Source organism: Campylobacter concisus, assembly GCF_002913865.1.
GTDB classification, from domain to species: domain Bacteria; phylum Campylobacterota; class Campylobacteria; order Campylobacterales; family Campylobacteraceae; genus Campylobacter_A; species Campylobacter_A concisus_AM.
On the sequence record NZ_POYX01000050.1, the window covers coordinates 1 to 26475 of the forward strand.

The window sequence follows — 26475 nt, forward strand, 5'->3', positions numbered from 1 at the left end:
TTTGAGGTAACCGCTCATTAGGTGCTTTAAAAGTTATCTTATCCACGATATTTGGTATTAAATTTCACAAAACTAGCATATCTATCCATGCGCCAAATTTAGGCAAAATTTAGTAAAATCCTTAAAAAATTTAAAGGCAAAATATGTTTAATGGCTTAATCAGAGAGCTTGCCGAGGTCATTAGCTACTCGCAAAATGTTTTACGGCTAAAGGCTAAATTTCGCCCAAATTTAGGCGACAGCATCGCGGTAAATGGCGCTTGCTTAAGTGTAACCAAACTATATGATGATGGCTTTAGCGTGGAGCTAAGTGCAGAGAGCAGGGCAAATGTCGCTGTTGAAAATTTAGCTGGCAGGGTGCATATCGAGCCTGCGATGAAGTTTGGAGAGCGTGTGGATGGGCATTTTATGCAGGGACACATCGACTTTATCGGCGTGATCTCGGCTATCAAAAAGCATGAAAACGGCGTTGATTTCTACATCGATCTACCGCGCGAGGCGATGGCTCTCATGGCAAACAAGGGCTCGGTGGGCGTTGAGGGCGTGAGTCTTACGATAAATGAAATTTTGCCAAAGGGCATAAGGCTAACTATCATTCCGATCACATTTAGAGATAGCCTTTTTGGCACTTTCAAGGTCGGCAGACGCGTAAATATCGAGAGCGACTTGCTGGCTCGCTACGTGGCTAGGATGCTTGAGACTAAGCAAAATGGCGGCCTTAGCTGGGACGAGGTCGAGAGAATTTCAAGCCTCTACTAAGTGAGCGAAGATGCGTGAAAATTTAGAGATCGTTTTTGATAAAAATGGCATCACTGCTGGCTTTACAAACAGGCTTGGCGGCGTGAGCGAGGGTAAATTTAGCTCGCTAAATCTTGGCGATCATGTGGGTGACAACCCAGCAGACGTCATCAAAAATAGAGAAATTTTGGCTAGAAATTTGGGCGTGAAAAAGCTTAAATTTATGAAGCAGATACACTCGGACAAGGTTTTTGTTCTTGAAGATGAAAAAGACGAGCTACCAGAGTGCGACGCTGTGATCACAAATTTAAGCGATGTTGGCATCTGCGTCTTGGTGGCGGACTGCTCGCCAGTAGTGATGATAGATGAAAAGCGCGGTGTGATCTGCGTGGCTCATGCAGGAAGAGCTGGTGTGATGCTAAAAATTTGCACAAAAGCAGTTATGCTCATGGGCGAGAAATTTGGCTCAAGAGCAGATGAAATGAGCGTCTTTGTCGGGGCAAATATAAATGGCAGCTGCTACGAGGTAGGCGAGCTTGACCTTGGGGAATTTAACGCATATAAGATAGGTAGAAATTTTGATATGAACGCGGCCTTAAGGGATGAATTTAGCGCACTTGGGGTTAAAAATTTAAACTTTAGCGAGGTCTGCACGCACTGCGACGAGAGATATTTTTCGTACCGAAGAGACGGCGTGTGCGGTAGATTTTGCGGATTTGCGGTCAAATTTAAGGATAAAAATGGGATATGAGAGTTTTAAAAATCCACTAGCGGCAAAAATAGCTCAAAACGCTAGAAATTTGGGCTTTGAGCAGCTTATGAACGAAGAGTTTGTGCAGATGCTACTTAGCTCAAAAAAGATGGAGCTAAGTGCCGTGGATAGGGAAAACGTGGAGCAAATTTTTATAAAACTGATGGAGATAGAAGAGAAAGTACAACTTAGCAAATAAAGGAGAAAAGATGCTTTTGCTTAAAAATGCTAATCTATACACGCCAAAATTTCTTGGCAAATGCGATGTTTTGGTAGGTGGCGGTAAAATTTTAGCTATCGGCGAGGGACTAAGCTTTAACATCGAAGGGCTTGAAATTTACGACCTAAAGGGCAAAATTTTGGCTCCAAGTCTGATTGATCAGCACGTGCATATTACGGGTGGTGGTGGCGAGGCTGGATATCACTCAAGAACGCCTGAAATCACGCTTAGCCAGATCATAAAATATGGCACTACGACGCTTGTTGGCGTTTTGGGGACCGATGGTGTCACTAGAAGCTTGGAAAATCTCTACTCAAAAGCAAAAGCGCTCGAGTTTGAGGGCATCTCGACCTTCATCCACACTGGCTCATACGCAAGCCCCTGTGTGACATTTACCGGTGACATCGCAAAGGATCTCATACTAATCGACAAAGTGATCGGCGTAAAGATCGCACTAACCGATAACCGTGGCAGCTACGTCTCAAAAGAGGAGCTTATAAAGATATTAAGCAAGATACGCATAGGCGGCATGGTCTCTAAAAAAGGCGGCGTGCTTCACATGCACATGGGAGGGCTGAGTGAGAAATTTGACAACGTCTTTAAGGTGATAAAAGACTATGAATTCCCAGTTCATTACTTCTCGCCGACGCACTGCGCTAGGACGAAAGACCTGTTTAATGAGGCTTTGAAATTTCAAAAAATGGGCGGAAACATCGATATCACAAGCGGCGGAAGTAAATTTGCCCCACTTCACGAGGTGGTGGCTTATGGCCTTGAAAATGGGCTAAATTTAGAGCGCCTAACGATGAGCTCAGACGGCAACGGCAGCGTGCCTAAATTTAACGAAAATGGCGAGCTAGTGGGATATGGCTGTGCGTCATGTGCGTCAAATTTAGAGGTATTGCAAGCTTTGGTAAGAAATAAAATTTTAAATATAGAAGATACTTTGGCCTTGATGAGCAAAAACGTGGCGAGATATCTAAATTTAAGCCAAAAAGGCGAGATAAAAGTTGGCAACGACGCTGATCTTTGTGCATTTGACGAGGAGCTAAATTTATATGACGTGATCGCAAAAGGCGAGTTTTGCGTTAAAGATGAAAAGGTCGTTAAAAAAGGCTTTTTCGAGTAAATTTAAAGAAATTTGAGCTTTATTTGTAGCTAAAGAAATCTTTAAATTTAGCTTCAATAAAGCCAAGTTTCAATATAATCCAAGCTTTATTTCACACACGACAATCCTAAATTTGGTTGTGCGAGAGCATTAATGGTCGTGGAGGATAAAACTAAATTCAAGGCAAAATGCCTAAAACAAGGAGAAACTCATGGTAACTATGAGAGATTTATTAGAGTGTGGCGTACATTTTGGTCACCAAACACGCCGCTGGAACCCAAAGATGAAAAAATTTATCTTTGGCGAGAGAAAAGGTATCTATATTATAGATCTACAAAAGACTATCCGCTACTTCCGCTACACTTACAACATCGTTCGTGACGCAGCTGCTGAAGGCAAGTCAGTGCTATTTGTCGGTACTAAAAAACAAGCTATCGACGCTATAAAAGAGTACGCTGAGAAATGCGGAATGCCTTATGTAAATCACCGCTGGTTAGGTGGTATGATGACAAACTTCGGTACTATCCGCCAGTCTATCCGCAAACTAGAAGTTATCGAGGCTATGGAAGAAGATGGTTCGATAAATTTACTAACTAAAAAAGAGGCTTTGATGCTTCGCCGCAAAAAAGAGAAGCTTATCGCAACTCTTGGTGGTATCCGCAACATGAAAAGCCTACCTGATATGATATTTGTTGTTGATACAGTTAAAGAAAAGATCGCCGTTCAAGAGGCAAATCGCTTAAAAATCCCAGTTGTAGCACCAATAGATACAAACTGCGATCCTGACGTTGTTGATTATCCTATCCCAGGAAACGACGACGCGATCCGCTCTGTTCAGCTTTTCTGCCAAGAGATGGCTGAAGCGATCAACGAAGGCAAATCACTTCTTGAGCAAGATGGTGGCGAGCAAGCTGCTGGCGAAGAAGTAAGCCAAGATGAGAAAGACGCAGTTGTAGCTGAGGCTATGAGCGAAGAAGACTTTGGCGAGGACGAAGAGTAATGGAAATAACTGCACAAATGGTAAAAGAGCTCCGTGAATCAACCGGAGCTGGTATGATGGACTGCAAAAAGGCACTTGGCGAAGCAAATGGCGACATGGAAAAAGCTGTTGATATTCTTCGTGAAAAAGGCCTAGGTCAAGCTGCTAAAAAGGCTGACCGCCTTGCAAGCGAGGGCCTAGTAAGCGTTGAAGTTTGCTCAAAATGCAAAAAAGCAACTATTAGTGAGATCAACTCTGAGACTGACTTCGTTGCTAGAAACCCACAGTTTCAAGCGCTTGCAAAAGACACAACAGCTCACATCCAAACAAGTGGCATAAAAACAGTTGAAGAGCTAAATGCGAGCACTTTAAATGGCGTTAAATTTGAAGATTATTTCAAAACTCAGATCGCAACTATCGGTGAAAACCTTGTAGTTCGCCGCTTTGAGACAATTAGCGCTGATGATAAGGGCGTTGTAAATGGCTATGTTCACTCAAATGGCCGTGTCGGCGTGCTTATCGGTGCAGCTTGCGAAAGTGCTGAAGTTGCAAACAAAGCAGCTGAATTTATAAGAAATTTATGTATGCACGCAGCTGCTATGAAGCCAAGCGTTATAAGCTACAAAGACCTTGATAAAGAGTTTGTTGAGAAAGAATTTATCGCACTTCGCGCTGAGCTTGAAAAAGAAAATGAAGAGCTAAAACGCCTAGGTAAGCCACTTCACCACATCCCTGAGTATGCTAGCCGCTGCCAGATAGGTGAGGCAGAGCTTGCAAAAGCTACAAAAGCGATCGAAGAAGAGCTAAAAGCTGAGGGCAAGCCTGAGAAAATTTGGGACAAGATCATACCTGGCAAGATCGAGAGATTTTACGCTGATAACACAGTGCTTGACCAACGCCTTACACTTTTGGGTCAGTTTTATGTAATGGACGATAAAAAGACTATCGAACAAGTTATCGAAGAGAAGAGCAAAGAGCTTGGCGGCAAGATCGAGATCGTAAAATACGTTCGTTTCGAGCTTGGCGAAGGCTTAGAGAAAAAAGTAGATGACTTTGCTGCAGAAGTTGCTGCTCAAATAGGCTAATGGAAATTTTAAGAGCGTCTAATCTAGGCTTTGCGTATGATTATACGCTCTTTAACAATATAAATTTAACTCTTAATCAAAAACAAAGCATCGCGATAACTGGCGTTAGCGGTTGTGGCAAATCAACGCTTTTACACATACTTTCAACACTTTTAAAACCAAATTTTGGCGAAGTCATCTATCAAGATAGATCGATCTATGAGCTTTCTCAAAACGAGCTTTTGGCCATTAGAAGGCTTCATTTTGGCATTATTTTTCAGTCACACTATCTTTTTAAAGGATTTAGCGCTTATGAAAATATCGAGCTTGCAAGCATCTTATCTGGCGAAAATATAGAAAAAAATGATCTTGAAGCGCTTAAAATTTCAAGCGTTATAAATCAAAAAGTTGGCGAGCTAAGCGGCGGCCAGCAGCAGCGCGTCAGTATCGCTAGAGTGCTTACCAAAAAGCCAAAGATCATCTTTGCAGACGAGCCAACGGGCAACCTTGATAAGCAAACGGCAAATGAAGTGATGCAAGTTTTGTTTGACTATATAAATGAAAATAGCGCTGCCCTTGTTTTAGTCACTCACGACAACGACCTAGCCGCGAAATGTGACAACTCATACAAGCTTGAGAACAAAGAGCTTGTGCAAATTTCTTAAAATTTAGCTTCAAATTTCTAAAAACGACCGCTTAAATTTAAAAAACAAAGTAAAATTTTGTAAAATTAGTAAAAAAATTAAAAGAGCAAAATGGAACTAGTAGAATTTTTTGGAGCCGATAAAGCAATAGTTTTTATGCTTTTGTTTGCACGCCTAAGCGGTCTCATTGTCTTTTTTCCATTTTATTCACACAATCAAATTCCTCTTAGCGTAAAAACGCTTTTAGTCTTTGTCCTTTGCGTCGTGCTATTTCCCATCTCAAAAGCTCATGAAAACTCTATAAATTTCTTAATCGGCGAGATCTTAGGCGAGGTTATGCTGGGTCTTTGTGCTGGACTTATGCTAACCATCATCTTTGCCACGCTTCAAATGGCAGGCGAGCAAATCTCGATGGTCATGGGCTTTTCGATGGCGTCGGTACTTGATCCGCAAACTGGCACAAACTCTCCAGTCATAGCAAACCTTATAAATTTCATCGCGCTGCTTACATTTTTGGCATTTGATGGACATCATTTGCTTCTTCAGTTTTACGCTAGCTCACTTGCTGTGGTGCCACTTGGCGACTTTTATCCACGCCCTGGCATCATGAGCTATGCGATAAATTTATTTACAAATTTATTTATGTTTGGCTTTATCATGTCATTTCCGATCATCGCCCTCTCTTTGCTCTCAGACTCCATTTTTGGCATGCTGATGAAGACAATGCCGCAGTTTAACCTACTAGTCATCGGCTATCCTATCAAAGTGACGATTGGATTTTCTGTTTTGATAGCCATTTTAGCAGGCATTATGAAGATAATGAGCGACCTACTTTTAAAAGTGATAAATGATCTGCCAGCTCTGTTTTTTTAAGAAAATAGCAATGAAATTTATCATAGAATAGGCTTTTACTATTACAAGGAGGGATGATGAAAGTTGCTCTTATAAATAAAAATCCAGCAGTTTCACGTCTGATAACTTTAAGTCTGAATAAAATCGGCACCGAATATAGCGAATTTGAGGATCTAAATGGATTTGACGATGCTCAGTTTGACTTTATCATAATCGACAGTGACGTGGACAGCAGCGAGCTTGCGACTACAAAAGATGTGATGTATCTAGCAAGTCGTGGCGAGAGCAAACCAGAATTTGCTACTTTGATGCTTGAAAAGCCATTTTTACCGACTGAATTTATAAGTGTTTTTGAGCAAAATAGGCCAAAAGATGAGCCAGTTGCCGAGCATGGTGCGAGCGAGCAAGGCGAAAGCGACTTTGGTGATTTTAGCGACGAGGCTATAAATTTTGACGAGATGTCTGGGTTTAAACTGCCTGATATCGATACAAATTTAAAAAATTTTGCAGATCTTGACAAAGAGCTTTTAGAAAGTGGCATAGATAGCCCAAGCGAGGAGATTAGCCAGAGCGACTTACAAGAGGAAAATGAAGCTAGCGATATGGAGTCTTTAGAAGAGCTTGAAGATTTGCAAGAGCTTGCTAGCGAAGACCTTGCTGATGAGAGCGTGGATGAAGAGACTAGCGAAGCGATAAGTGATGCGCATGAGAGCGAAGAGGGTAAAGATGGTGATCTGGCAGAGCTTAGCGCACTTGTCGATGAGATAGAAAATATGCCAGAAGAGTCTGAAGTAGATGAAGAGCTAAATAAAAATTTAGATGATATTATTAGCCAAAATGACGTTGCAGGCTTGGTTGATGAAGAGAACACTGGTAGCGAGTTTGACGAGATAGATCAGAGTAAATTTGAGCTTAGTGAGATTGATTCGCTTGATGAAGAGCTAAATAGCGAAGAGTCTAATGAGGAAAATAAAAATTTAGACGATACTGAGCTAGATGTTCAAAATTTAGAGCAAGAAGAGCTAAATATAGACGATCTAGCTAAATTTGATGATGAAGATAGCCTTGAAAATGAGGCAAATTTAGAAGATGAGCCTAAAGATGATGAGAATTTAGATGATATCTCTGAGGCTGATGAAGAGCAAGTTCAAATAGATGATGAAAAAGCAGAAGAAGATATAGAAGAAGAGGCTTTGGATGAAATTTCAAGCGAGGAGCTAGAAAATTTAGAGTCTAGCGAGAGTGAAAATGCTTCTAATGAGATGTCAGTAGAAGAGCTAGAAGATGTGAGTGAGCCAGAAGCCAAAGAAGATCTAGACCTTATGGATGAAACTTTTGAAGAAGAAAATGCTCAAGAAGAAAACGCACAAGATGATAGTAAAGGCGCGGCATCAAGTGAGTTAAATTTTGATGCGGTATCGATAGATGATATAGATGAAAACACTATGTTAGCGGCTTTTGGGCTAAAAGATATGCCTAAAACAAGTTCAAAAAATGAGACAAAAGAAAACTATAAAGAAGAGCTAACCAAAAAGATCACAAAACACGTCCATGAGTCACTAAATGAGAGCTCGCTAAGGGATGTGCTAAAAGATATGAACATTAAGATAAATATAAGTTTTGAGGAAAAGTGAGTTGCAAGGACAAATTTTAGTAGTTTCAGGACCTAGTGGAAGCGGCAAAAGCACGCTACTAAGCCGTCTTTTAAAGGAAGAGAAAGACCTGTATTTTTCTATTTCAAGCACGACTAGAGCAAAAAGGGATGGCGAAGTTGATGGGGTGGATTACTATTTTGTTGGAGAGGATGAATTTAAAAGCGGCATAGAAAAGGGCGAGTTTTTAGAGTGGGCGCAGGTGCATAAAAACTACTATGGCACGAGCTTAAAGCCAGTTTTAGCAGCACTTGAAGCTGGTAAGATAGTGATATTTGACATTGATGTGCAGGGCTTTCACATCGCACTTGAGAAATTTAAAAGCTACATCACTTCAGTTTTTATCACAACTGCGAATAAAAAAGAGCTAAAAAGGCGCTTGAAAAACCGCAGAACAGATAGTGATGAAACGATAGAAAATCGCCTAATGAACGCAGTTGGAGAGATGGAGCATATTTTAGAGTATGATTATTTTTTAGTAAATGATGATATAGAAAAGAGCTATAAAGGGCTAAAATCAATCCTTCGAGCGATGAGGTTAAAAAGTGCTAAGATAAACTTAAGAAACGTCATCGACGAGTGGATAGATTGTTAGAAATTCAGGAATTTATGATAATATTTTGAGAAAATTTGATAAGGAGAAAAGATGGGTTCTTTTAGTATTGGCCACTGGTTGATCGTTTTAGCGATCATTGTATTACTTTTTGGAGCAAAGAAGATCCCAGAGCTTGCAAAAGGACTAGGTAAGGGCATAAAGACTTTTAAAGCCGAGATGGAAGACACAACACCTGAAAAGAGCGAGAAAGTCGAACATAAAGAAGAGAGCGCTGCTAGTCATAAGATAGAAGAAACAACTAAAAACGCATAGGTTTTAGAGTTGAAAAATAAAATAAAAGCTGAAATTTCAAAGGTTTTAGAGCGTGAATTTGTGCTTGAAAAGCCAAAGGATAAAAATTTAGCCCACTATGCGACGCCACTTTTTAGCCTCGCAAAAGAGCTAAGAAAGTCTCCAGCTATGATAGCTAGCGAGTTTGCTGATAAATTTAGTGACAGTAAGATAGTGGAAGCTAGCGCGGTAAATGGCTACTTAAATTTCAAGCTTAAGAGCGAATTTTTAGATGAAATTTCAAAGCAAATTTTGTTAGATAGCGAAAATTTTGCAAAAGAAGATGCGAAAAAAGATAGTTATTTAATAGAATACATCAGCGCAAATCCAACTGGGCCGCTTCACATCGGGCATGTTAGAGGCGCGGTTTATGGCGATACTTTGGCTAGGCTTGGCAAAAGACTTGGCTACGCCATCTCAACAGAATACTACATAAACGATGCGGGTAATCAAATAGATCTGCTCGGCACTTCGATATCTCTCGCGGCTAAAGAGCAGCTATTTAACGAAAGTGTCGCTTATCCAGAGAAATACTACCGCGGGGATTATATTTTAGATATCGCTAAACTTGCAAATGAGAAATTTGGCAAGGAAATTTTTTATGACGAGAGTAGAAATCTTGAGCTTGCTGAGTTTGGCAAGGATATCGTGCTTGATATCATCAAAAAAGACTTGGCTGATGTTGGCATTTTTATAGAGAGCTGGGCCAGCGAAAAAGCACTTTACGACCGTCTGGAGCCAACCATAAACAAGCTAAAACGCTCAAATCAAATGTATGAAAAAGAGGGCGCTATCTATATCTCTTCGACCACGCTTGGCGACGACAACGATAGGGTTGTGGTTAGAAATGACGGCAGACCGACGTATTTGGCTGGTGACATCATCTATCACAATGCTAAATTTGAAAGAAATTTTGACCACTATATAAATATTTGGGGTGCAGACCACCACGGATATATCGCAAGATTAAAGGCTGCGATAAATTTCCTTGGGTACGACGAAAACAAGCTTGAAGTGATACTTATGCAGATGGTTAGCCTGCTAAAAGAGGGTAAGCCGTATAAGATGAGCAAGCGTGCTGGCAATGCCGTGCTGATGAGCGATATCGCAAGCGAGATCGGTGCTGAGGCGCTTAGATTTATCTTTATAAGCAAGGCAAATACAAGTAGCTTGGAGTTTGACGTGGATGAGCTTAAAAAAGAGGATAGCTCAAACCCTATTTTTTATATAAACTATGCTCACGCTAGGATAAATCAGGTCTTTGCAAAGGCTGAAAAAAGCGTTAGTGATGTGATAAATGCGGACTTTGAATGCCTAGATGAAAATGCTAAAAATTTACTTTTTGAAGCACTGATATTGCCTGAAATTTTAGAGGACGCTTTCATCTCAAGACAGCTTCAAAAGATACCAGACTATCTAAAGTCACTAGCTGCTAGCTTTCATAAATTTTATAATGAAAACCGCGTGGTTGGAAATGAAAATGAAGATAGCCTGCTAAAAGTCTTTGCAGTCGTTGCTATCTCGATAAAAACAGCATTTAATATAATGGGAATCACAGCTAAAGATAGGATGTAGTTTTATAGCTACCAGACAAATTTAGTCAAAAAGAGATATGCGGTTTTTGACTAAATACCCCTTTTTTCAAATATAATTGCAATAGTTTTTGCTATGATCTTTATCTCCAGCCAAAATGACCAGTGCTTTATGTAGTAAAGATCATACATTAGCTTTTGTTTGGCATCGTGTGTGTTTGCGCCATAAGGGTAATTTACCTGTGCCCAGCCGGTAATGCCAGGGCGGACGATATGGCGTTCATTATAGTAAGGGATCTCTTTTTCAAAGAAATTTATCCAGTATCTTCGCTCTGGTCTTGGGCCTATCAGGTGCATCTGCCCTCGAAGCACATTTATGCATTGTGGCACCTCGTCAATGCGAGTTTTACGCATAAATTCGCCAAATTCAAAGACTCTCTCATCGTTTTTGCTAGCAAATTTTGCCCCATCTTTTTCAGCATCAACTACCATTGAGCGAAATTTGATACATTCAAATTCTTTATTGCCCAGCCCAACCCTGTTTTGCAAAAAGTAAAGGCTGCCAGGCGACTGCTCGTCTATCTTTTTCTTTACGTAAAATTTAAGTACAAAAAGTACCACAAGAAGCATCGAGCAGCTTACATAGTCGATCACGCGTTTTAAGGCGTATTCAAGAGTATTGTAAGGCTTGATATCGTTTAGAAAGTTTAAATTTTCGCCATTTTCTGGGATGTAGCACTTTTGCAGATAAATTTCTAAAAAGCTCTCCACATTTAGAAATTTGATCTTTTTATACTTCGTCTTAAACTGCAAAAGCGTGAGAAATCTCACCAGCTTGCCATCAACTGGCTTTTCGGTATTTAGTACGATCAGCCTTTGATCGCCTGATTTTATGAGATTTTCTAGTGCGCTTCGCAAAGCCTTAGCGTCGCTATTTTCATGGGATAAAAAATTTACCTGGCCAAATTTCTTCCTAAGCTTCTCTAGCTCGAGTTTGGTGAAAGTATATTTTTCGCCAAGGATGATCATAGGCCTATCCCTTTATCTTTATTTTAAATTTGCATTATAAAATTCGCCTAATTATACCCAAACGTGCTAATTGCATTTTTAAAAAAATAGTTAAGGTTAAAATATGTCTCATAAATTTCTTGCTGCGCTTGTTTTGGCGCTGATCTGTGCCATTTCTTTTGCGCTCTCAAACACGGTTTTGGCTAAATTTCACACTAGCCCGCTCATCATCTCTATCATTTTAGGCGCCATTTTTGCAAATCTTTTCACCAAACAGACTCAAATTTTAAAAAGTAGTGGCGTCGTGGCGATCGCTGGGAAGCAAATTTTAAGGCTAGGCATCATACTTTTTGGCTTTAACATAAGCCTTAGCCAGATCGCAAGTGTCGGCGCTCTTGGCGTGATATACTCAGCTTTTATGGTCTTTGCGACCTTTTGCTTTGCACTTTTTGCTGCTAAGGCTTTGGGGCTTAGCAAAGATAGTGCCGTGCTCATTGGCTCAGGGGCAAGCATCTGCGGCGCAGCTGCTGTCATGGCTACACAAAATGAGATAAAAGCAGACGCAAACAAGCTTGCTATCGCCATTTGTACGGTGGTGCTCTTTGGGACGATTGGCATGTTTATCTACCCATTTATCGCTAAATTTCTAGCTCTCACGCCTCAGCAAACTGGCTTTTTTATCGGCGGCTCACTTCACGAGGTAGCTCACGTTGTCGGAGCTTCAGCGGCATTTGACAGCGCAACAAGTAGCACTGCCGTCATCATAAAAATGCTTCGCGTCATCATGCTCGTGCCATTTTTGTTTTTGCTAAATTTCTTAAATTTAAGCCAAAATAGTGACGCCTCAAAGCTAAAGAGCATACCATGGTTTGCGCTATTTTTCCTAGTGGCGATCTGCGTCAGGTCTTTGCCATTTTTCCCTGAAAATTTGGTGCAAATTTTAAAGCTAGCCGCTAGCATCTGCCTTTGCGTCGCGATGTGTGCTTTGGGGTTTGGGATAGATAGGAGTATATTTAAAGCGACAGGCAAAAAGCCATTTTTGCTAGCATTTTTTATATTTTTATGGCTTATTTGCTCATCGCTTGTGTTTGTTAAGACTCTTTGCTAGTTTTTAGCTTTTGCAAAAACTCTTCGATGTTGTATTTTGCTCTGTAGGCTGGGCTTAGAAGATGTATCAAAATGTCGCCAAGGTCCATCACGATCCAATCAGGTGAGCTCTCCGTGCCTATAAATTTCTCTCCAAGAGGCTTAAGCTCCTCTTTTAGATCCTCAGCCAGCGAGTAAGCGTGCCTCTCGCCAAGCGTAGTAGCGATAACTACGGCCTTTACGAAATAATCATCCACGCTCATATCAAACACTTGTATCTCTTCAGCCTTTTTTGCGTCTAAAACCTTAACTATACTTTCGGTGCGCTCTTGCATCGATCTTTCCTGCATCTTTAATCCTTGGTAAAAATTTATAATCTCATCTTTTATCTCGCTAGGTAGCTCATCAAGCCCTTTTTGGTGCCTGATCTGCGACGAGCTAACATCCACATGCACGTCCATTTTTTGTAAATTTTGCGGAATTTCTATGTGGTTTCGCTTGGCGATCACAAACTGCACTAAATTTTTTAGCTCCTCATAGCCATGCCACTTATCAAGCGTAGCTAGGTGGTCCGCGCCTATTATGAGATAAAATTTCTCTATCTTGAATTTCTCATACAAATACTTAACCGTCTCTATGGTAGGCACTGGGCGAGCTAAATTTATCTCATAGTCTGAGATCTCGACCTTCTCTAGGCCACCCCAAATTTCTCTTATCCACTTTAGGCGAAGCTCTGGTGGAGCTGAAAATTCGCTCTTAAAGGGACTTATAAAAGTTGGCATGATGATGAGCTTGTCGATGTCAAGGCCGCTTAGTGCCATTTTCACAATGCTATCGTGTCCTAAATGAACCGGATCAAAGCTCCCGCCAAAAAGTGCTAACTTCATCTATTAAAGTGCCTTGTTTATATTTGTTTTAAAATTCTTTTTTGTAGAATTAGGCGTAATTATATCAAAAGGAGCTAAGATGTCAGTTAAAGTAGCAATAAACGGCTTTGGGCGTATCGGCAGGTGCGCTGCTCGTATTATTTTAGAGCGTGATGATGTTGAGCTTGTCGCTATTAACGACACCGCAACAAGGGATATGACGAGGTATTTGCTCAAATACGACAGCGTGCATGGCGAATTTAAGCAAGACGTTAAGGTGATAAGCGACGATTTTATAGAAGTAAATGGTAAAAAGATAAGAGTTTTTTCTACAAGAGATCTAAACGAGCTTAGCTACGCAGACTACGGCACAGACGTGGTTTTAGAGTGCACTGGCAAGTTTTTAACCACTGAAAAATGTGAGCCTTATCTAGCTCGTGGCGTCAAAAAAGTCGTCATGAGCGCTCCCGCAAAAGATGATACGGCGACCTTTGTAGTTGGCGTAAATGACGATAAGTACGCAGGCGAAGCGATCGTCTCAAACGCAAGTTGCACTACAAACGGCCTAGCTCCAGTTGCAAAGGTGCTAAACGATAAATTTGGCATTGTAAAGGGGCTAATGACTACGATCCACGCATACACAAACGGCCAGAGCCTAGTTGATGTAAAAGCTAAAGATTTCCGCCGCTCACGTGCAGCAGCGCTAAATATCGGACCTACGACCACCGGAGCTGCCAAAGCTATCGCTAAAGTGCTTCCAGAGCTAAATGGCAAACTACACGGACAAGCAGTGCGCGTACCAGTGGCAAACGTCTCTATGGTCGATCTAACAGCGGTTTTAAAAAGACCAGCTAGCAAAGATGAGATAAACGAGGCATTTAGAGCGGCTGCGGAGTCAAATTTAAAGGGAATTTTATTTGTTGATGACGACTACAGAGTTAGCAGCGACTTTTGTACAAGCACCTTTAGCAGCATCGTAGCGAGCGACACTACGCAGGTTATCGCTGATGATATGGTGAAGGTCTTTGCGTGGTACGACAACGAGTGGGGCTACTCAACAAGGCTTGTTGATCTTGCTAAGATCGTGGCTACAAAGTAAATTTAAAGGGTAAAAAATGAGTGATATTTTATCGATCAACGACCTTGAGCTTAATGGTGCAAAAGTCTTTATAAGGTGCGATTTTAACGTGCCTATGGACGAGTTTTTAAACATCACTGATGACCGCAGGATCCGCTCAGCGATACCAACTATCCGCTACTGCCTAGATAACGGCTGCAGCGTAGTTTTGGCTAGCCATCTTGGACGTCCAAAAAATGGCTTTGAAGAGAAATTTTCACTTCGCGGCGTAGCAAAAAGGCTATCAAGACTGCTTGATAGAGAGGTGATATTTGCTGAAGATGTGATCGGAAATGATGCTAAGACAAAGGCTGAGGCGCTAAAAGCTGGTGAAATTTTGATGATAGAAAATTTACGCTTCGAAAAAGGCGAAACCAAAAACGATGAAGCTTTGGCAAAAGAGCTTTCAGAATTTGGCGAATTTTACATAAATGACGCATTTGGCGTTTGTCACAGAGCTCACGCATCGGTTGAAGCGATCACTAAATTTTACGATGAAAAGCATAAGGCAGCGGGATTTTTACTACAAAAGGAAATAAATTTTGCTCAAAATTTGATAAAACACCCATCTCGTCCATTTGTCGCAGTCGTGGGCGGCTCAAAGGTAAGTGGCAAACTTCAAGCCTTGCATAACCTTCTGCCACGCGTCGATAAGCTCATAATTGGTGGCGGCATGGCATTTACATTTTTAAAATCACTTGGCGAAAACATCGGAAATTCGCTCCTTGAAGAAGAGCTCATCGAAGATGCAAGGCAAATTTTACAAAAAGGCAAAGAGCTAGGTGTCAAAATTTACCTACCAGTAGATGTCGTCGCTGCTCAGACATTTTCAGCTGAAAGTGCCGTAAAATACGTCCCTGCCCAAGAGATCCCAAATGGCTGGATGGGGCTTGACATCGGACCAGCGTCGATTAGGCTATTTAAAGAGGTTATCGCAGATGCACAAACCATCTGGTGGAACGGACCTATGGGCGTTTTTGAGATGGATAAATTTAGCAAAGGTAGTATCAAAATGAGCCACGCTATCATCGACACTCACGCGACAACCGTCGTTGGCGGTGGTGATACGGCTGACGTGGTTGAGCGCGCAGGAGACGCTGATGAGATGACATTTATCTCGACTGGCGGCGGTGCTAGCTTGGAGCTAATAGAAGGCAAAGAGCTGCCTGGCATAAAGCCGCTTAGAAAAGAGGAGTAGGTCTTGAAATTTCTAGCGAATTTAAAGTGCAACCACACAAGAGCAAGCTTTAGAGAGTACGCGAAAACTTTAGACGAAAATTTAAGCGCAAATGACGACGTGAGCGTATTTGCCCCAGCTAGTGCCTTTGATGAAAAAAGGCATATTTTTAGGCTTGGGGCGCAGAATTTCTACCCGTGCGAGAGTGGGGCTTTTACCGGCGAGATCGGCAAGGCGATGCTTGATGAATTTGATATCAAAGACGTGCTGATCGGCCACTCTGAAAGGCGTGAAATTTTAAACGAGAGCGAGGAGTTTTTGCGAGCGAAATTTGACTTTGCCGCAAAAAATGGCTGGAATATCATCTACTGCATCGGCGAAAATTTAAGCACAAACGAAAGCGGAGCGACCAAAGAATTTCTAAGCCGTCAGCTTGAAAATATAGACCTTGGCTATAAAAATTTAGTCATCGCCTACGAGCCGATCTGGGCGATAGGAACTGGCAAGAGTGCTAGTATAGAGCAGATAGATGAGGTGCTAAGTTTCTTAAAGACAAAGGCAAACGTGCCACTACTTTACGGCGGAAGCGTCAATGCGGCAAACATCGCTGATATCGCAGGTATAAAGAGCTGCGATGGGGTGCTAGTAGGGACAGCCAGCTGGGATGCGAATAATTTTCTAGGGCTTATTAGCGCGGCATCTCGCTGATAAATTTAAACGATCTTGCAAATTTCACCCTACGACAGGCTACTTGCCTAGTCTTGGGATGAAATTTACCGCGAAACATTTAAATTTACCTAGCGATATATCCGCTTGTTGGTTTATTTAAATTTCGAAACGCAAATTTAAACATCTGGAGTTGCGTGATACTGCCGCTATTAAATTTGGTTTAAAATTTGAATTGCAAAATTTTAAAGGAGAAATAATGATTTTAAAGGGTAAAAAAGGTCTGATCGTAGGCGTCGCTAACGCAAAATCAATCGCTTACGGCATCGCAAAAGCTTGTCACGATCAAGGTGCGCAGATGGCATTTACATACCTAAATGACGCTCTTAAAAAGCGCGTTGAGCCGATCGCTGAGGAGTTTGGTAGCAAATTTGTCTACGAGCTTGACGTAAATAACCAAGCTCACCTAGACGGTCTTGCTGATAGGATCAAAGCAGACCTTGGCGAGATCGATTTTGTCGTGCATGCAGTGGCTTACGCACCAAAAGAGGCGCTTGAGGGCGAGTTTGTAAATACCACAAAAGAGGCATTTGATATAGCGATGGGCACTAGCGTTTATTCGCTGTTAAGCCTTACTCGCGCGGTCCTACCGGTGCTAAAAGAGGGCGGCTCGGTGCTTACTCTTACATATCTTGGCGGACCAAAATTTGTGCCACACTACAACGTCATGGGCGTTGCAAAAGCGGCACTTGAAAGCTCAGTTCGCTACCTAGCGCACGACCTTGGCGCTAAAAACATCCGTGTAAATGCGATCAGCGCAGGTCCTATCAAAACGCTTGCTGCAAGCGGTATAGGCGACTTTAGGATGATTTTACGCTACAACGAAGTAAATAGCCCGCTAAAACGCAACGTCACCACTGAAGACGTCGGCAACAGTGCTATGTACCTACTTAGCGACCTAGCTAGCGGCGTAACGGGCGAGGTTCACTATGTAGATTGTGGCTACAACATCATGGGCATGGGCGACGTAGCTACCGACGCCGAGGGCAACACGATCTTAGCTTGGGACGCAAAATAATCTACTGATATAAATTTGGCGGGGCAGCTCGCCAAATTCTTCTTTTAAATTTCACCAAATTTATCGCAAGGACAGAAAATGGGAGCTTTAGATGAGCTTATAGATACAAATGAGCCAGGTTGGGTGCTGATCGAAGAGTGGCTAAAAGAGGCCAAAAACGACTATGAAATTTTGCCTCGCGATGAGAGCAAGGCGCAAAGTGAGCTTTTGGGGCTTCAGGTAACTACTCGCTCGCCGATGGGAGCGCTTGTTTATGGGTGTGGCGGTATAGTGATAGATGGCGGCTGGCTGCGTCTTCTTGGCTCAGGATGTGAGCGTATGAAGCGCGGAATTTACAGCTTCAACCTTTGCAAAAGTTTTAGCCAAGCAGGGCAGATGCCTAGCTATTTGCTTGTGGCGGACGATGTTTTGGGCGGATTTTTTGCGGTAAATGGCGGCGCTTTTGACGGCAAAGCTGGCAACGTCTTTTACTACGCACCAGATAGCGGCAAATGGGAAGATACGCAGCTTGGCTACTCGCAGTTTTTATACTGGGCGCTAAGTGGGGATATATCTAAATTTTACGAGCTTTACCGCTGGGATGGTTGGCGCGATGATGTGAGAAATTTTAGCCTTGATAGGGTGATGTTTACGTTGCCGCCACTTCTTTGGCAAGACGCCGACGTAAGGCTAAGGCTAAAAGAGATGAAGAAAGAGGGCGTTAATATCGATGAGTATTTTGTTTCTTTGTTTAAGGGCGAGAAATAGATAAATTTTAGTAATTTTACAAATTTTAAAATTCCATTCACTCGCCTTAGTAACTTACCAAATTCAGGTCTCGTTATCGTTTGCCACTAAGTTTAGAGCCGTGATATGCTTGTTCATAAATTTTAAAATTTGAGGGAGACTTTCTAGAATAGAACGCATGCGGCGCAAAGCGCTATCGCATGCACCTCTAACGTGCGAGGGGATTGTGGGATCTAAAGGGAGACAAGGGGACGGCTTCGTAATTCAAGTCCCCTTGTCTCCCTTTTGAATAAAAGAGTTTTTAAAATTAAGGTCTGTATTTTTAAAAATAGAAATTTATTATTTTACAAATTTTAAAATTCCATTCACCCCTAAGAATTGACTACTAAAATTTGGCTTCGCTTGCAGCTTGGCTCAAATTTTAGAGCCGAAATTACTCGTTCATGAAATTTTAAAATTTGCTTGAACTTTCTAAGTCGCAAGAGATAAATTCCTGCAAATCCAAGAATTTAACCAAATATCCTAAAATAACCAAAAAATTTAAAGGAAATTTCATGCAAAATAAGCTTTTTACGCCGCTTAAGATAGGCGGCATCGAGATCAAAAACCGCATTATCATGGCTCCTATGTGCATGTATGAGGTCAAAAAAGAGGATGGCCGTCCAAGGTGCTTTCATAAGCTACACTACGCTACAAGGGCGATCGGCGGTGTTGGCATGATCATCGTTGAGGCGACGGCTGTTGAGGCACGCGGCAGGATCACTAAAAAAGACCTTGGGCTTTGGAGTGACGAGCAGATCGAGGCTCACGCGGAGCTAGTAAAGGGCTGCGCTAAATATGGCGCCAAAATGGCCGTCCAGCTTGCTCACGCTGGCAGAAAGGGCACGTGTGAAGGCATCATCGCGCCAAGTGAGATCAAATTTAGCGATGACTACGCCACGCCAAAAGAGATGAACGCGCAGGATATCGCAATCGTCAAGCAAAGCTTTGTGGAGGCGGCAATGCGTGCAAAGAGCGCAGGATACGAGGCTGTGGAGATACACGCAGCGCATGGATATTTGATAAATCAATTTTTATGTGCTGGCACCAACGAGCGAGATGACGAATACGGCAGCACTTTTGAAAACCGCATAAGGCTGTTGCTTGAAATTTTAAGAGAGATCAAGGCTGGCGCTAATATCACTATTGGTGTTAGGATAAGTGCAAGTAGCTGGCTTAAGGGCGACTGGGACGTAGAAGATAGCGTAAAGCTCGCACGTGAGCTAGAGAAAAATGGAGCTGACTTCATTCACGTCTCAGCTGGCGGAGTCTATGCAAAGGTTGATAGCGCGCCTAAATTTACGCCTCTTTATCAGGCTGGCTATGCAAAAGCTGTGAAAAATGCAGTTAATATCCCAGTCTTTGCAGTCGGTCTCATCACAAAGGCAAGCGAGTGCGAGGCGCTGCTACTTGGCGATGTTTGCGATGGTGTGGCGCTTGGCAGAGAGCTACTACGCAACCCATATTTTGCTTTTGGCGCCATGAAAGAATTTGGCGAAAATGACAAAATAGAAAATGCCTATAAAAGGGCATACTAAAATTTACGGCAAGGTGAGAGCCTTGCCAAATTTCATTTTTCTTAAATAAAATCACTAGAATTTGCTTACTATTTTTCTACATTAATAAATCAAAATTTCTATATTTATAGCTATAAAATCGCATATATTTTAAATTTTTACCTGAAATTTATATTTAAAATTATAATATTCAATTTCAAAATTAGACTATAAACTAAAATAGTAATTTTAATAATCAAACTAGGAGGAGAGATGAGGTTTAAGGGCTTATTTAAGCTCTCTCTTGCAGCAAGCGTGGCAGTTTGTGCAAACGCAGCAGACGAGAGCGTGCTAAGCGGAGTTGAGGTGACAAGTAGCAGCGGTGGATACGGCGTTGATGACATCAAAATTTCAACTAGAAACGCTGGCCTAGCAAAAGACGTGATGAGGGACATCCCTGGTGTCTATGTGGGCGGCACAAACGGCATGAATCAAAAAATTTATATGAGAGGCGTAAGTGACCGCGGTCTAAATATCACGATAGATGGCGCGAAACAAAATGGAAACACGTTTCACCACAACGCCGACTTGCTGATCGACCCTGATCTCATAAAGGCAATAGACGTCGAGGTTGGCTCAAGATCGGTCGTAAATGGCTCAGGCGCGCTTGGTGGCTCAGTCGCCTTTAAAACGGTCGATGCAAAAGACTTGCTAGAAAGCGGCGAGAAGATCGGTGCAAAGATAAAGACTGGATACGCCTCAAATAACAGCGAATTTTCTCAAGGCCTTATGCTTTTTACTGCCCCAGTTGAAGGGCTTGACTTTATAGCTGCTATCAATCACAAAGGCTACAACTACGGCAAAAGTGGCAACAAAAGAAAGATAGGCGGCGACGGAAATGACCTTAGCTATCTTCTAAAGCTTGGTTATAGCTTCCTTGATGCGCATAGAATTTCTATCTCAAGAGAGCATAATGAATTTAAGGGTCTTTATCCTTTAAGAGCAGAATTTGGCAGCTGGTATAGTGGCTCAAATAGTGTCGATAACCGCAAGTATGAGCGCGACACAACAACGCTAAAATATGAGTATAAACCTAGTGATCTTTTAAATTTAGATGTGACGGCTTACAACACAAGACACCAAAGGGTTGATAGCTCAAAATGGGGCGTAGAGACGAACGGCATAAATGCAAAGGCTAAGAGCGTAGTAGAGAGCGGCGCTTTGACGCAAACTTTTAGATATGGTGCTGAGTTTTACCAAAGTAAAAATTTCAACAAACCAGACAATCACTACCCAGAAAAGGTAAATAACTACTCTATCTACGCAGAAGATGCGCTAAATTTTAGCTCGCTAACCGTTACTCCTGGTATCAGATACACTCATCACGAGCTAAAAAGCTACGACGGCAGAGCTGGAAATGTAAAGAGCTACACATATAAATTTAACGAATTTACCCCAGCGCTTGCGCTTGATTATGAGATCATTAAAGGTCTTAACGCGTTTGCAAGCTATGCGAGGGTCTTTAGAGGACCTGACGTCATGGAGTCGATGATGGCAAGTGGAAGTAGTAGGGGCAGGGCTTTAAACTGGGCGGCAAATAAAGATCTAAAAGCAACAACCGGCAATAGCTACGAAACCGGTCTTAAATACCATGGCGACATAAGTGAAGCTAGCTCATATAGCCTATCTGCAAAATACTTCATGACAAAATATAAAAATTTAATAGTCGATAACAACGCAGCAGGTGGTGGTGTAAATCAAACTCTAGTCAGGATAAACGCTGGTGGGGCTGATATAAGCGGTGTCGAGCTACTTGCAAGGCTAAATTTAGACGCACTAAGCCTAGCTGCTAGCTACACTCACCAAAAGGTAAAATATAAAGATAGGGTCGCTAAACCAAATGGCAGCTACTACACCTCAAACATCATCGGCTACCGAGATCAAGGCGATAAATACACATTTAACGCAGAGTACGCATTTTCAAGGATCGATACGCTAATAGGCTATAACCTAATCTACTTTGCCTCAAAAAATACCGTCTCAGCTGGCGACGATAAAAATGTCAAGATACCAAGCTATGCAGTTAGCGACATCTACGCTACATATGCGCCAAGCAGCGGTAAATTTAAAGGGCTTGAGATAAATGCTGGAATTTACAACCTCTTTAACAAGGCATACGCTTCGCAGTCTCAACGAACGGCTGACTATACAGGCGATCCAAACTACGTAGACTGGGAGCCAGGTAGAAATTTCAAAGTAAATGTCTCTTATAAATTTTAGCTTTATGGCAAGGTGAGAGCCTTGCCAAATTTCACTTTTACACAGCCTATTTTTCATGCCCTGCTTTTTGCTGTTTGATTTAAATTTAATATAGTATCATTTGTGCGACTAAACTTTCAGGGGAGAAAATGAGGCAAAAGCACTTTGAAGTGGCAATTGTTGGAGCGGGCATTAGCGGGACGGCACTCTTTTACGAGTTGGCTGCATTTAGCGATATAAAAAAGGTCGCGCTTTTAGAAAAATATGACGGCGTAGCGACGCTAAATTCAAGTGGCAAGGGAAACTCACAGACCATCCACTGCGGTGATATCGAGACAAACTACACGCTAGAAAAGGCAAAAAAAGTCTCACAAGTGGCAAATATGCCAGTAAAATACGCTCTAAAATACAACTTAGATGGTAAATATATGTTCGCTCATCAAAAGATGACGCTAGCCATCGGAGATGCCGAAGTAGAGCGCATCAAGGAGCGATATGAGAGCTTTAAGGAGCTATTTTCTTATCTTGAAATTTATGACAAAGAGAAGTTAAAACAGATCGAGCCAAATGTCGTTTTTGACGCAAATGGCAATGAGCGCCCAGAAAACATCATCGCCATTGGTGCGCAAAATGGCCAGTTTACGACGATGGACTTTGGCGGCGTGGCAAATTCGCTCGTGCAAAATGCGCTAAATTTAGGTGGCGAGGGGTATGAGATCAGCCTAAGTTCAGAAGTGACTGACATGAAAAAGGTGGGCGATACATTTCACATCAAGATAAATGACGGCGAAGTGATCACTGCAAACTACGTCGTAGTCGATGCTGGAGCGCACTCGCTATTTCTAGCTCACAAGATGGGTTATGGGCTTCATCTTAGCACACTGCCAGTTGCTGGAAGCTTTTATTTTGCTAATAAGCGCCTACTAAACGGCAAAGTCTATATGGTGCAAAACGACAAGCTACCATTTGCCGCACTCCACAGTGACCCAGACATCCTAGCTAATGGCAACACTCGTTTTGGACCAACAGCCCTTGTCATACCAAAGCTTGAGAGATTTCACGGCTGTTCTAGCTTTTTTGACTTCTTAAAGTGCTTAAAATTTGACAAAAACGTCCTTGACGTCTTTACAAACCTGCTAAAAGACGATGACATCAGGTCATATATCCTAAGAAATTTCTTGTTTGAAGTGCCATTTATCAATAAAAAAGAATTTGTCAAAGACGCCAGAAAGATTGTGCCAAGCCTAAGCGAAAACGACCTAAGCTATGCTGTAAATTTTGGCGGCGTAAGACCACAGGTGATCGACCGCAACAAAAAAAGGCTTGAGCTTGGCGAGGGCAAGATCAGCACAGGCGAGGGCATAAGCTTTAATATGACGCCAAGTCCAGGGGCTACTAGCTGTTTTGAAACGGCGAGGGCTGATATGGAGGAAATTTGTAAATTTTTGGGCAAAAATTTCGACGAAGAGAAATTTAACGCCGAGTTTTTTGGGTAGGAAATGACAACAAAAAGTGAAATTTTAAATTTTTTATCATCGCAAAAAGAGAGGTTGTTTTTGCTTGGAGTTACCAAGCTAGGGCTTTTTGGAAGCTACGCAAAAGATAGGGCGGATGTATTTTCTGATATAGATATAGTAATAGAAACAGATGCTAAAAAGATGGTAAAAAACCTTGGTAGCCCTTTTTTGGTAGTTACATTTTTAGATGATTTTAGAAAAAGCATGTCTGGTAAATTTGGCGTTTTAGTTGATATATGTGACACCACGTCTATGCCAGCGCAAACCAAAGAAGAGCTTGTAAAAGGAGCCATTTATGTTTGAAAAAGCAAGCATAGAGCGTCTTAGAAAAATATCTCAAAAAATAGGCTCTATCTTAAATAAATGTAGCGGTGGTATATACGAGGCACTTCATGATGAGGATGTACTACAACCTGCCATAATGATGCAGTTTGTTAATATCGATGCGCTTTTAAAAGGCATACAAGAGAGAAATGACCTTGAGGCTTTGGCTATTTTTACCAAAGAAGAGATAAGGGCGATTAGCACAACAAGAAATATCGCATCGCATGAATACGAAAGGCTAAATTTAGAGCTTATAGAGATAGCGATTAGGGATTATTTGCCTATTTTGAAAGAAAAAATAGATAAAACTATAAAAACAGAAGGAGAGTTCTCTTGAAAACAGCGCAACAAAGAAAAGATGAGAGCATAAAAATTTTAAAACAAGAGGGCGTGGCGGTGCTTGAGAGCTTGCCGTTTCGCTATGAAAACAGCGAGGTTACGCCAAGAGACGTGGACGAGATAGTAAGGCGCGCAGTTTGTTCATTTACAGCGATCATGTGTGCTTGCACGATCCGCGATGAAGGCTCTTTGGGCGAAGAAAATATGGCGTGGGCAAAGAGCTTTTTAGGTGATGCCTACGAGGGACTTAGCGTAAAAGAAAAAGAGGTCGTTGAGGATAGAGCTGATATGGATACGGCTGTGAATATGGGCTGGAAATATGAGTCGCTTTGGATCTTGCTTTGGGCGCTTGGCATCGCTGAAGATATCGGCGAGATGGATAAAATTTGTGACTGTGAGTTTGTGATGGATGTCTTTAGAGAGGGCGGGCTAAAAAGCCGCTCAAAGCTTCGTAGTATTGATGAAATTTTAAGCAAGCTTGATCTAGTTTATCGCTATCACTGGGCGTGCGTAGATGCAAGGGTAAATGGCAAAAAGGCGGCTGGACTTGACGAAGAGGTCGTTATGGAGAGGCGCGCAGGGCTTGAGTGGCTATGCTGCAAAGGGCAGGAAAATGACGACTTGAGCGCTGAGTTTAACTGCTGGGACTATCCTGATCTAAATACTTGATCTAAGAAATTTTAAGCTCAAATGAGCTTAAAATTTATCTTAATGTAAATGCTATCGGAAAACGAAGATAACGAGCTTCTTTTGGCTTTGGAAACTCAGAGCTTGCTTTTTTAACATTTTCTAAAGCACCATTGTCAAGCGACTCAAAGCCTGAACTTTTAGTAACCTTTAGCTCATCTATGCTGCCGTCTGTTTTAAGCAAAAATCTAACTTCAACAACGCCTTGATGCTTCATCCTTCTAGCGTTATTTGGGTAGTTTTTATGCTTTTTCACAGCTGCTATGACCTTGCTAAAGTCCTCATCGCTTTGCGCGTTTGATAAATTTAACTCTTGGGCTACTTTTTGAGCTGGAGCTGCGGCGATAGACTTGTTATTTGTTGCTAAATTTGAATTTACAGCAGGTGCTGGCGTTGCGATAGGAGCTGGCGCAGTGATAGCAGGCTTTGGCTCGATTTTAGGCTCAGGGCGAGGCTCAGGCTTTGGCAGTGACTTTTTCTCCACTTTTTTAGGTTCAGGTTTAGGCTTTTCTATCTTTTTTGGCTCTGGTTTCGGTAGTGGCTTTGGCTCGACCTTTGGTTCAGGCTTAGGTTCTGGTTTTGGTGGCTCTGGCGGTGGCGGTGGAGCTGGAGGTGTTGGCTCTGGTATCATTACTTGTTCGCTTATCTGCGGAGCTGAAGTTTGCGGCACTGGAGTGAATGAATTTAGAGCTATTTTTATAGGTTTTTGCTCGCCTATCTTTATCTCACTAAAGTTATGTGAAAGCAAAAAATAAGCCGCTGCTACATGCACTATCGCCGATACTGCTAAGCCACTATAGTTTGAAATTTTACTCAGAGACTGTTTGGATTGCAAAGTTTTCGTGTCCCTTTTCTTTTAATATATCTATGACCTTCACAAAGCTCTCAAATTTAGCGTTTTTGTCGCTTTTTAGCTGCACTAAAGTCTTAGTATCAATGGCATTTAGCTTATCTTTCAGCTCATCTTCTGAAATTTCTGCATCATCTATAAAAAATTTATTATCTTTATCGATAACGACACTCACTTTTTTCTCGTCCTCTTTTATCTGCTCTGTACTGCTCGCACTTGGTAGATCAACTGCTATCTTGCCCTGCGCGATGAAGGTCGAGATGCTTAGCACGATGGCTAGCAAAACGAGCATGATATCGATAAATGGGACGATATTTAGCCCATCTTTTTTATTTAGACGCATTTTTGGCCTTGTATCTGTTTATCATGACATCGACTTTTCTAACAAAGCCGTTGTAGATCATAAGCGTTGGAATCGCCACAAGTAGGCCAAATGCGGTCGCTTTTAGCGCTAAAGATAGGCCAATCATGATACTTTTTGTATCGATGCCGCCAGCCATACCCATGTCATAAAATGTGATCATTATGCCAGCAACCGTGCCAAGAAGTCCGATATATGGGGCATTTGAGTAGATGATGTAAAGTGTGGTTAAATTTTTTGTCAGCGCCCCATCGAGCTCTTCGATGTTTTTGTAGCTATTTATATCAACGCGTGAGTAAAAAATGATACGCTCTATCGTATACCAAAGCACAAAAAAGCTCATAATGCCCAAAATACCGATGATTATATAGTCAATGTTGTGTTTTAAAAGTTCCATAATGCCTCTTGTTTTTAAAATTTGAGCGTGATTATAACTATATTGATAGTTAATGTC

General features: G+C 41.8%; 29 protein-coding genes. 24 read left to right on the forward strand and 5 right to left on the reverse strand.

Annotation, left to right across the window (positions count from 1 at the left end; genetic code table 11):
- Positions 1-143 precede the first annotated feature (143 nt).
- The 12 genes from ribE to argS all read left to right on the forward strand — a co-directional run bounded on the left by ribE (position 144) and on the right by argS (position 10468).
- Positions 144-758 (forward strand): riboflavin synthase, encoded by a 615-nt coding sequence (gene ribE / locus CYP77_RS02875; protein WP_103566649.1) that lies wholly within the window; start codon positions 144-146, stop codon positions 756-758.
- A 10-nt stretch (positions 759-768) separates the two neighbouring features.
- Complete coding sequence (gene pgeF, locus CYP77_RS02880) at positions 769-1488, forward strand: peptidoglycan editing factor PgeF (RefSeq protein WP_103566651.1); 720 nt, start codon at positions 769-771, stop codon at positions 1486-1488.
- Positions 1478-1687: a hypothetical protein gene (locus CYP77_RS02885; RefSeq protein ID WP_021092152.1), complete on the forward strand. Its 210-nt coding sequence runs from the start codon at positions 1478-1480 to the stop codon at positions 1685-1687. Before pgeF ends, CYP77_RS02885 begins: the two co-directional genes overlap by 11 nt.
- Before the next feature lie 10 nt (positions 1688-1697).
- Complete coding sequence (gene iadA / locus CYP77_RS02890) at positions 1698-2837, forward strand: beta-aspartyl-peptidase (RefSeq protein ID WP_103566654.1); 1140 nt, start codon at positions 1698-1700, stop codon at positions 2835-2837.
- A 190-nt stretch (positions 2838-3027) separates the two neighbouring features.
- On the forward strand, positions 3028-3816 hold the full coding sequence (gene rpsB / locus CYP77_RS02895; RefSeq protein WP_085658056.1) for a 30S ribosomal protein S2: 789 nt from the start codon (positions 3028-3030) through the stop codon (positions 3814-3816).
- Complete coding sequence (tsf, locus tag CYP77_RS02900) at positions 3816-4880, forward strand: translation elongation factor Ts (protein WP_103566657.1); 1065 nt, start codon at positions 3816-3818, stop codon at positions 4878-4880. The genes rpsB and tsf overlap by 1 nt, the downstream gene beginning before the upstream one ends.
- Positions 4880-5524 carry an ABC transporter ATP-binding protein gene (locus CYP77_RS02905; RefSeq protein ID WP_103557724.1) on the forward strand — a complete coding sequence of 215 codons (645 nt, stop codon included), beginning with the start codon at positions 4880-4882 and terminating at the stop codon, positions 5522-5524. The genes tsf and CYP77_RS02905 overlap by 1 nt, the downstream gene beginning before the upstream one ends.
- Before the next feature lie 90 nt (positions 5525-5614).
- Entirely contained in the window at positions 5615-6376 is a 762-nt protein-coding gene (gene fliR, locus CYP77_RS02910) for a flagellar biosynthetic protein FliR (RefSeq protein ID WP_103566660.1), read from the forward strand.
- Between the two features lie 56 nt (positions 6377-6432).
- Positions 6433-7989 (forward strand): Highly acidic protein, encoded by a 1557-nt coding sequence (locus CYP77_RS02915; RefSeq protein ID WP_103566662.1) that lies wholly within the window; start codon positions 6433-6435, stop codon positions 7987-7989.
- A 1-nt stretch (position 7990) separates the two neighbouring features.
- Complete coding sequence (gmk, locus tag CYP77_RS02920) at positions 7991-8602, forward strand: guanylate kinase (RefSeq protein WP_103566664.1); 612 nt, start codon at positions 7991-7993, stop codon at positions 8600-8602.
- A gap of 51 nt (positions 8603-8653) precedes the next feature.
- Positions 8654-8875 carry a twin-arginine translocase TatA/TatE family subunit gene (gene tatA / locus CYP77_RS02925; protein WP_103566667.1) on the forward strand — a complete coding sequence of 74 codons (222 nt, stop codon included), beginning with the start codon at positions 8654-8656 and terminating at the stop codon, positions 8873-8875.
- Positions 8876-8884: 9 nt separating this feature from the next.
- Complete coding sequence (gene argS / locus CYP77_RS02930) at positions 8885-10468, forward strand: arginine--tRNA ligase (protein WP_103566670.1); 1584 nt, start codon at positions 8885-8887, stop codon at positions 10466-10468.
- A gap of 50 nt (positions 10469-10518) precedes the next feature.
- Here the strand turns inward: argS and CYP77_RS02935 are convergent, their stop codons facing one another.
- Complete coding sequence (locus tag CYP77_RS02935) at positions 10519-11454, reverse strand: sugar transferase (RefSeq protein WP_103566673.1); 936 nt, start codon at positions 11452-11454, stop codon at positions 10519-10521.
- A gap of 103 nt (positions 11455-11557) precedes the next feature.
- Here CYP77_RS02935 and CYP77_RS02940 point away from each other — a divergent pair, with 103 nt between their 5' ends.
- Positions 11558-12541, forward strand: a complete 984-nt coding sequence (locus tag CYP77_RS02940; RefSeq protein WP_103566676.1) for a YeiH family protein — start codon at positions 11558-11560, stop codon at positions 12539-12541.
- Here the strand turns inward: CYP77_RS02940 and nadD are convergent.
- On the reverse strand, positions 12525-13406 hold the full coding sequence (gene nadD, locus CYP77_RS02945; protein WP_103566678.1) for a nicotinate (nicotinamide) nucleotide adenylyltransferase: 882 nt from the start codon (positions 13404-13406) through the stop codon (positions 12525-12527). The genes CYP77_RS02940 and nadD overlap by 17 nt on opposite strands.
- Before the next feature lie 79 nt (positions 13407-13485).
- Between nadD and gap the strand changes: the two genes are divergently transcribed.
- The 11 genes from gap (at position 13486) to CYP77_RS03000 (ending at position 24792) form a co-directional block, all read left to right on the forward strand.
- Positions 13486-14484 carry a type I glyceraldehyde-3-phosphate dehydrogenase gene (gene gap / locus CYP77_RS02950; RefSeq protein WP_103566680.1) on the forward strand — a complete coding sequence of 333 codons (999 nt, stop codon included), beginning with the start codon at positions 13486-13488 and terminating at the stop codon, positions 14482-14484.
- A 16-nt stretch (positions 14485-14500) separates the two neighbouring features.
- Positions 14501-15700 (forward strand): phosphoglycerate kinase, encoded by a 1200-nt coding sequence (locus tag CYP77_RS02955; protein ID WP_103566682.1) that lies wholly within the window; start codon positions 14501-14503, stop codon positions 15698-15700.
- A 3-nt stretch (positions 15701-15703) separates the two neighbouring features.
- A complete protein-coding gene (locus CYP77_RS02960; protein ID WP_103566684.1) occupies positions 15704-16387 on the forward strand; it encodes a triose-phosphate isomerase in 684 nt (227 codons plus the stop codon).
- A gap of 217 nt (positions 16388-16604) precedes the next feature.
- A complete protein-coding gene (gene fabI, locus CYP77_RS02965) occupies positions 16605-17423 on the forward strand; it encodes an enoyl-ACP reductase FabI (RefSeq protein ID WP_103566686.1) in 819 nt (272 codons plus the stop codon).
- Between the two features lie 78 nt (positions 17424-17501).
- Positions 17502-18170 carry a DUF2625 family protein gene (locus CYP77_RS02970; RefSeq protein ID WP_103566688.1) on the forward strand — a complete coding sequence of 223 codons (669 nt, stop codon included), beginning with the start codon at positions 17502-17504 and terminating at the stop codon, positions 18168-18170.
- A gap of 533 nt (positions 18171-18703) precedes the next feature.
- Positions 18704-19726 carry an NADH:flavin oxidoreductase/NADH oxidase gene (locus CYP77_RS02975; protein ID WP_103599686.1) on the forward strand — a complete coding sequence of 341 codons (1023 nt, stop codon included), beginning with the start codon at positions 18704-18706 and terminating at the stop codon, positions 19724-19726.
- A 231-nt stretch (positions 19727-19957) separates the two neighbouring features.
- Positions 19958-21964 carry a TonB-dependent receptor domain-containing protein gene (locus tag CYP77_RS02980; protein WP_103567697.1) on the forward strand — a complete coding sequence of 669 codons (2007 nt, stop codon included), beginning with the start codon at positions 19958-19960 and terminating at the stop codon, positions 21962-21964.
- Positions 21965-22092: 128 nt separating this feature from the next.
- The gene (locus CYP77_RS02985) at positions 22093-23439 is read left to right on the forward strand and encodes an FAD-dependent oxidoreductase (RefSeq protein WP_103567696.1); all 1347 of its coding nucleotides are present in this window, start codon (positions 22093-22095) and stop codon (positions 23437-23439) included.
- Positions 23440-23442: 3 nt separating this feature from the next.
- Entirely contained in the window at positions 23443-23763 is a 321-nt protein-coding gene (locus tag CYP77_RS02990; RefSeq protein ID WP_103567695.1) for a nucleotidyltransferase family protein, read from the forward strand.
- On the forward strand, positions 23756-24121 hold the full coding sequence (locus CYP77_RS02995; protein ID WP_103567694.1) for a HepT-like ribonuclease domain-containing protein: 366 nt from the start codon (positions 23756-23758) through the stop codon (positions 24119-24121). Before CYP77_RS02990 ends, CYP77_RS02995 begins: the two co-directional genes overlap by 8 nt.
- A complete protein-coding gene (locus tag CYP77_RS03000; protein ID WP_103567693.1) occupies positions 24118-24792 on the forward strand; it encodes a DUF4272 domain-containing protein in 675 nt (224 codons plus the stop codon). The genes CYP77_RS02995 and CYP77_RS03000 overlap by 4 nt, the downstream gene beginning before the upstream one ends.
- A 34-nt stretch (positions 24793-24826) precedes the next feature.
- On the opposite strand, the gene CYP77_RS03005 is transcribed toward CYP77_RS03000, so the two are convergent.
- The 3 genes from CYP77_RS03005 to exbB form a co-directional block, all read right to left on the reverse strand.
- Positions 24827-25558, reverse strand: coding sequence for an energy transducer TonB (locus CYP77_RS03005; protein ID WP_258033419.1), 732 nt, complete (start codon positions 25556-25558; stop codon positions 24827-24829).
- A 61-nt stretch (positions 25559-25619) separates the two neighbouring features.
- Positions 25620-26003 carry a TonB system transport protein ExbD gene (gene exbD, locus CYP77_RS03010; RefSeq protein ID WP_103567691.1) on the reverse strand — a complete coding sequence of 128 codons (384 nt, stop codon included), beginning with the start codon at positions 26001-26003 and terminating at the stop codon, positions 25620-25622.
- Complete coding sequence (gene exbB, locus CYP77_RS03015) at positions 25990-26418, reverse strand: TonB-system energizer ExbB (protein WP_103567690.1); 429 nt, start codon at positions 26416-26418, stop codon at positions 25990-25992. Before exbB ends, exbD begins: the two co-directional genes overlap by 14 nt.
- Between the last annotated feature and the right edge of the window lie 57 nt (positions 26419-26475).

Coding starts and splice junctions, on each gene's coding strand:
- rpsB (WP_085658056.1), top strand. CDS start 3,028: ATGGTAACTATGAGAGATTTATTAGAGTGTGGCGTACATTTTGGTCAC.
- CYP77_RS02955 (WP_103566682.1), top strand. CDS start 14,501: ATGAGTGATATTTTATCGATCAACGACCTTGAGCTTAATGGTGCAAAA.
- tatA (WP_103566667.1), top strand. CDS start 8,654: ATGGGTTCTTTTAGTATTGGCCACTGGTTGATCGTTTTAGCGATCATT.
- CYP77_RS02985 (WP_103567696.1), top strand. CDS start 22,093: ATGAGGCAAAAGCACTTTGAAGTGGCAATTGTTGGAGCGGGCATTAGC.
- exbD (WP_103567691.1), bottom strand. CDS start 26,003: ATGCGTCTAAATAAAAAAGATGGGCTAAATATCGTCCCATTTATCGAT.
- CYP77_RS02935 (WP_103566673.1), bottom strand. CDS start 11,454: ATGATCATCCTTGGCGAAAAATATACTTTCACCAAACTCGAGCTAGAG.
- iadA (WP_103566654.1), top strand. CDS start 1,698: ATGCTTTTGCTTAAAAATGCTAATCTATACACGCCAAAATTTCTTGGC.
- CYP77_RS02975 (WP_103599686.1), top strand. CDS start 18,704: ATGCAAAATAAGCTTTTTACGCCGCTTAAGATAGGCGGCATCGAGATC.
- fliR (WP_103566660.1), top strand. CDS start 5,615: ATGGAACTAGTAGAATTTTTTGGAGCCGATAAAGCAATAGTTTTTATG.
- fabI (WP_103566686.1), top strand. CDS start 16,605: ATGATTTTAAAGGGTAAAAAAGGTCTGATCGTAGGCGTCGCTAACGCA.
- CYP77_RS02885 (WP_021092152.1), top strand. CDS start 1,478: ATGGGATATGAGAGTTTTAAAAATCCACTAGCGGCAAAAATAGCTCAA.
- ribE (WP_103566649.1), top strand. CDS start 144: ATGTTTAATGGCTTAATCAGAGAGCTTGCCGAGGTCATTAGCTACTCG.
- CYP77_RS02905 (WP_103557724.1), top strand. CDS start 4,880: ATGGAAATTTTAAGAGCGTCTAATCTAGGCTTTGCGTATGATTATACG.
- gap (WP_103566680.1), top strand. CDS start 13,486: ATGTCAGTTAAAGTAGCAATAAACGGCTTTGGGCGTATCGGCAGGTGC.
- CYP77_RS02915 (WP_103566662.1), top strand. CDS start 6,433: ATGAAAGTTGCTCTTATAAATAAAAATCCAGCAGTTTCACGTCTGATA.
- CYP77_RS02980 (WP_103567697.1), top strand. CDS start 19,958: ATGAGGTTTAAGGGCTTATTTAAGCTCTCTCTTGCAGCAAGCGTGGCA.
- CYP77_RS02995 (WP_103567694.1), top strand. CDS start 23,756: ATGTTTGAAAAAGCAAGCATAGAGCGTCTTAGAAAAATATCTCAAAAA.
- pgeF (WP_103566651.1), top strand. CDS start 769: ATGCGTGAAAATTTAGAGATCGTTTTTGATAAAAATGGCATCACTGCT.
- CYP77_RS02990 (WP_103567695.1), top strand. CDS start 23,443: ATGACAACAAAAAGTGAAATTTTAAATTTTTTATCATCGCAAAAAGAG.
- tsf (WP_103566657.1), top strand. CDS start 3,816: ATGGAAATAACTGCACAAATGGTAAAAGAGCTCCGTGAATCAACCGGA.
- nadD (WP_103566678.1), bottom strand. CDS start 13,406: ATGAAGTTAGCACTTTTTGGCGGGAGCTTTGATCCGGTTCATTTAGGA.
- exbB (WP_103567690.1), bottom strand. CDS start 26,418: ATGGAACTTTTAAAACACAACATTGACTATATAATCATCGGTATTTTG.
- CYP77_RS02940 (WP_103566676.1), top strand. CDS start 11,558: ATGTCTCATAAATTTCTTGCTGCGCTTGTTTTGGCGCTGATCTGTGCC.
- CYP77_RS02970 (WP_103566688.1), top strand. CDS start 17,502: ATGGGAGCTTTAGATGAGCTTATAGATACAAATGAGCCAGGTTGGGTG.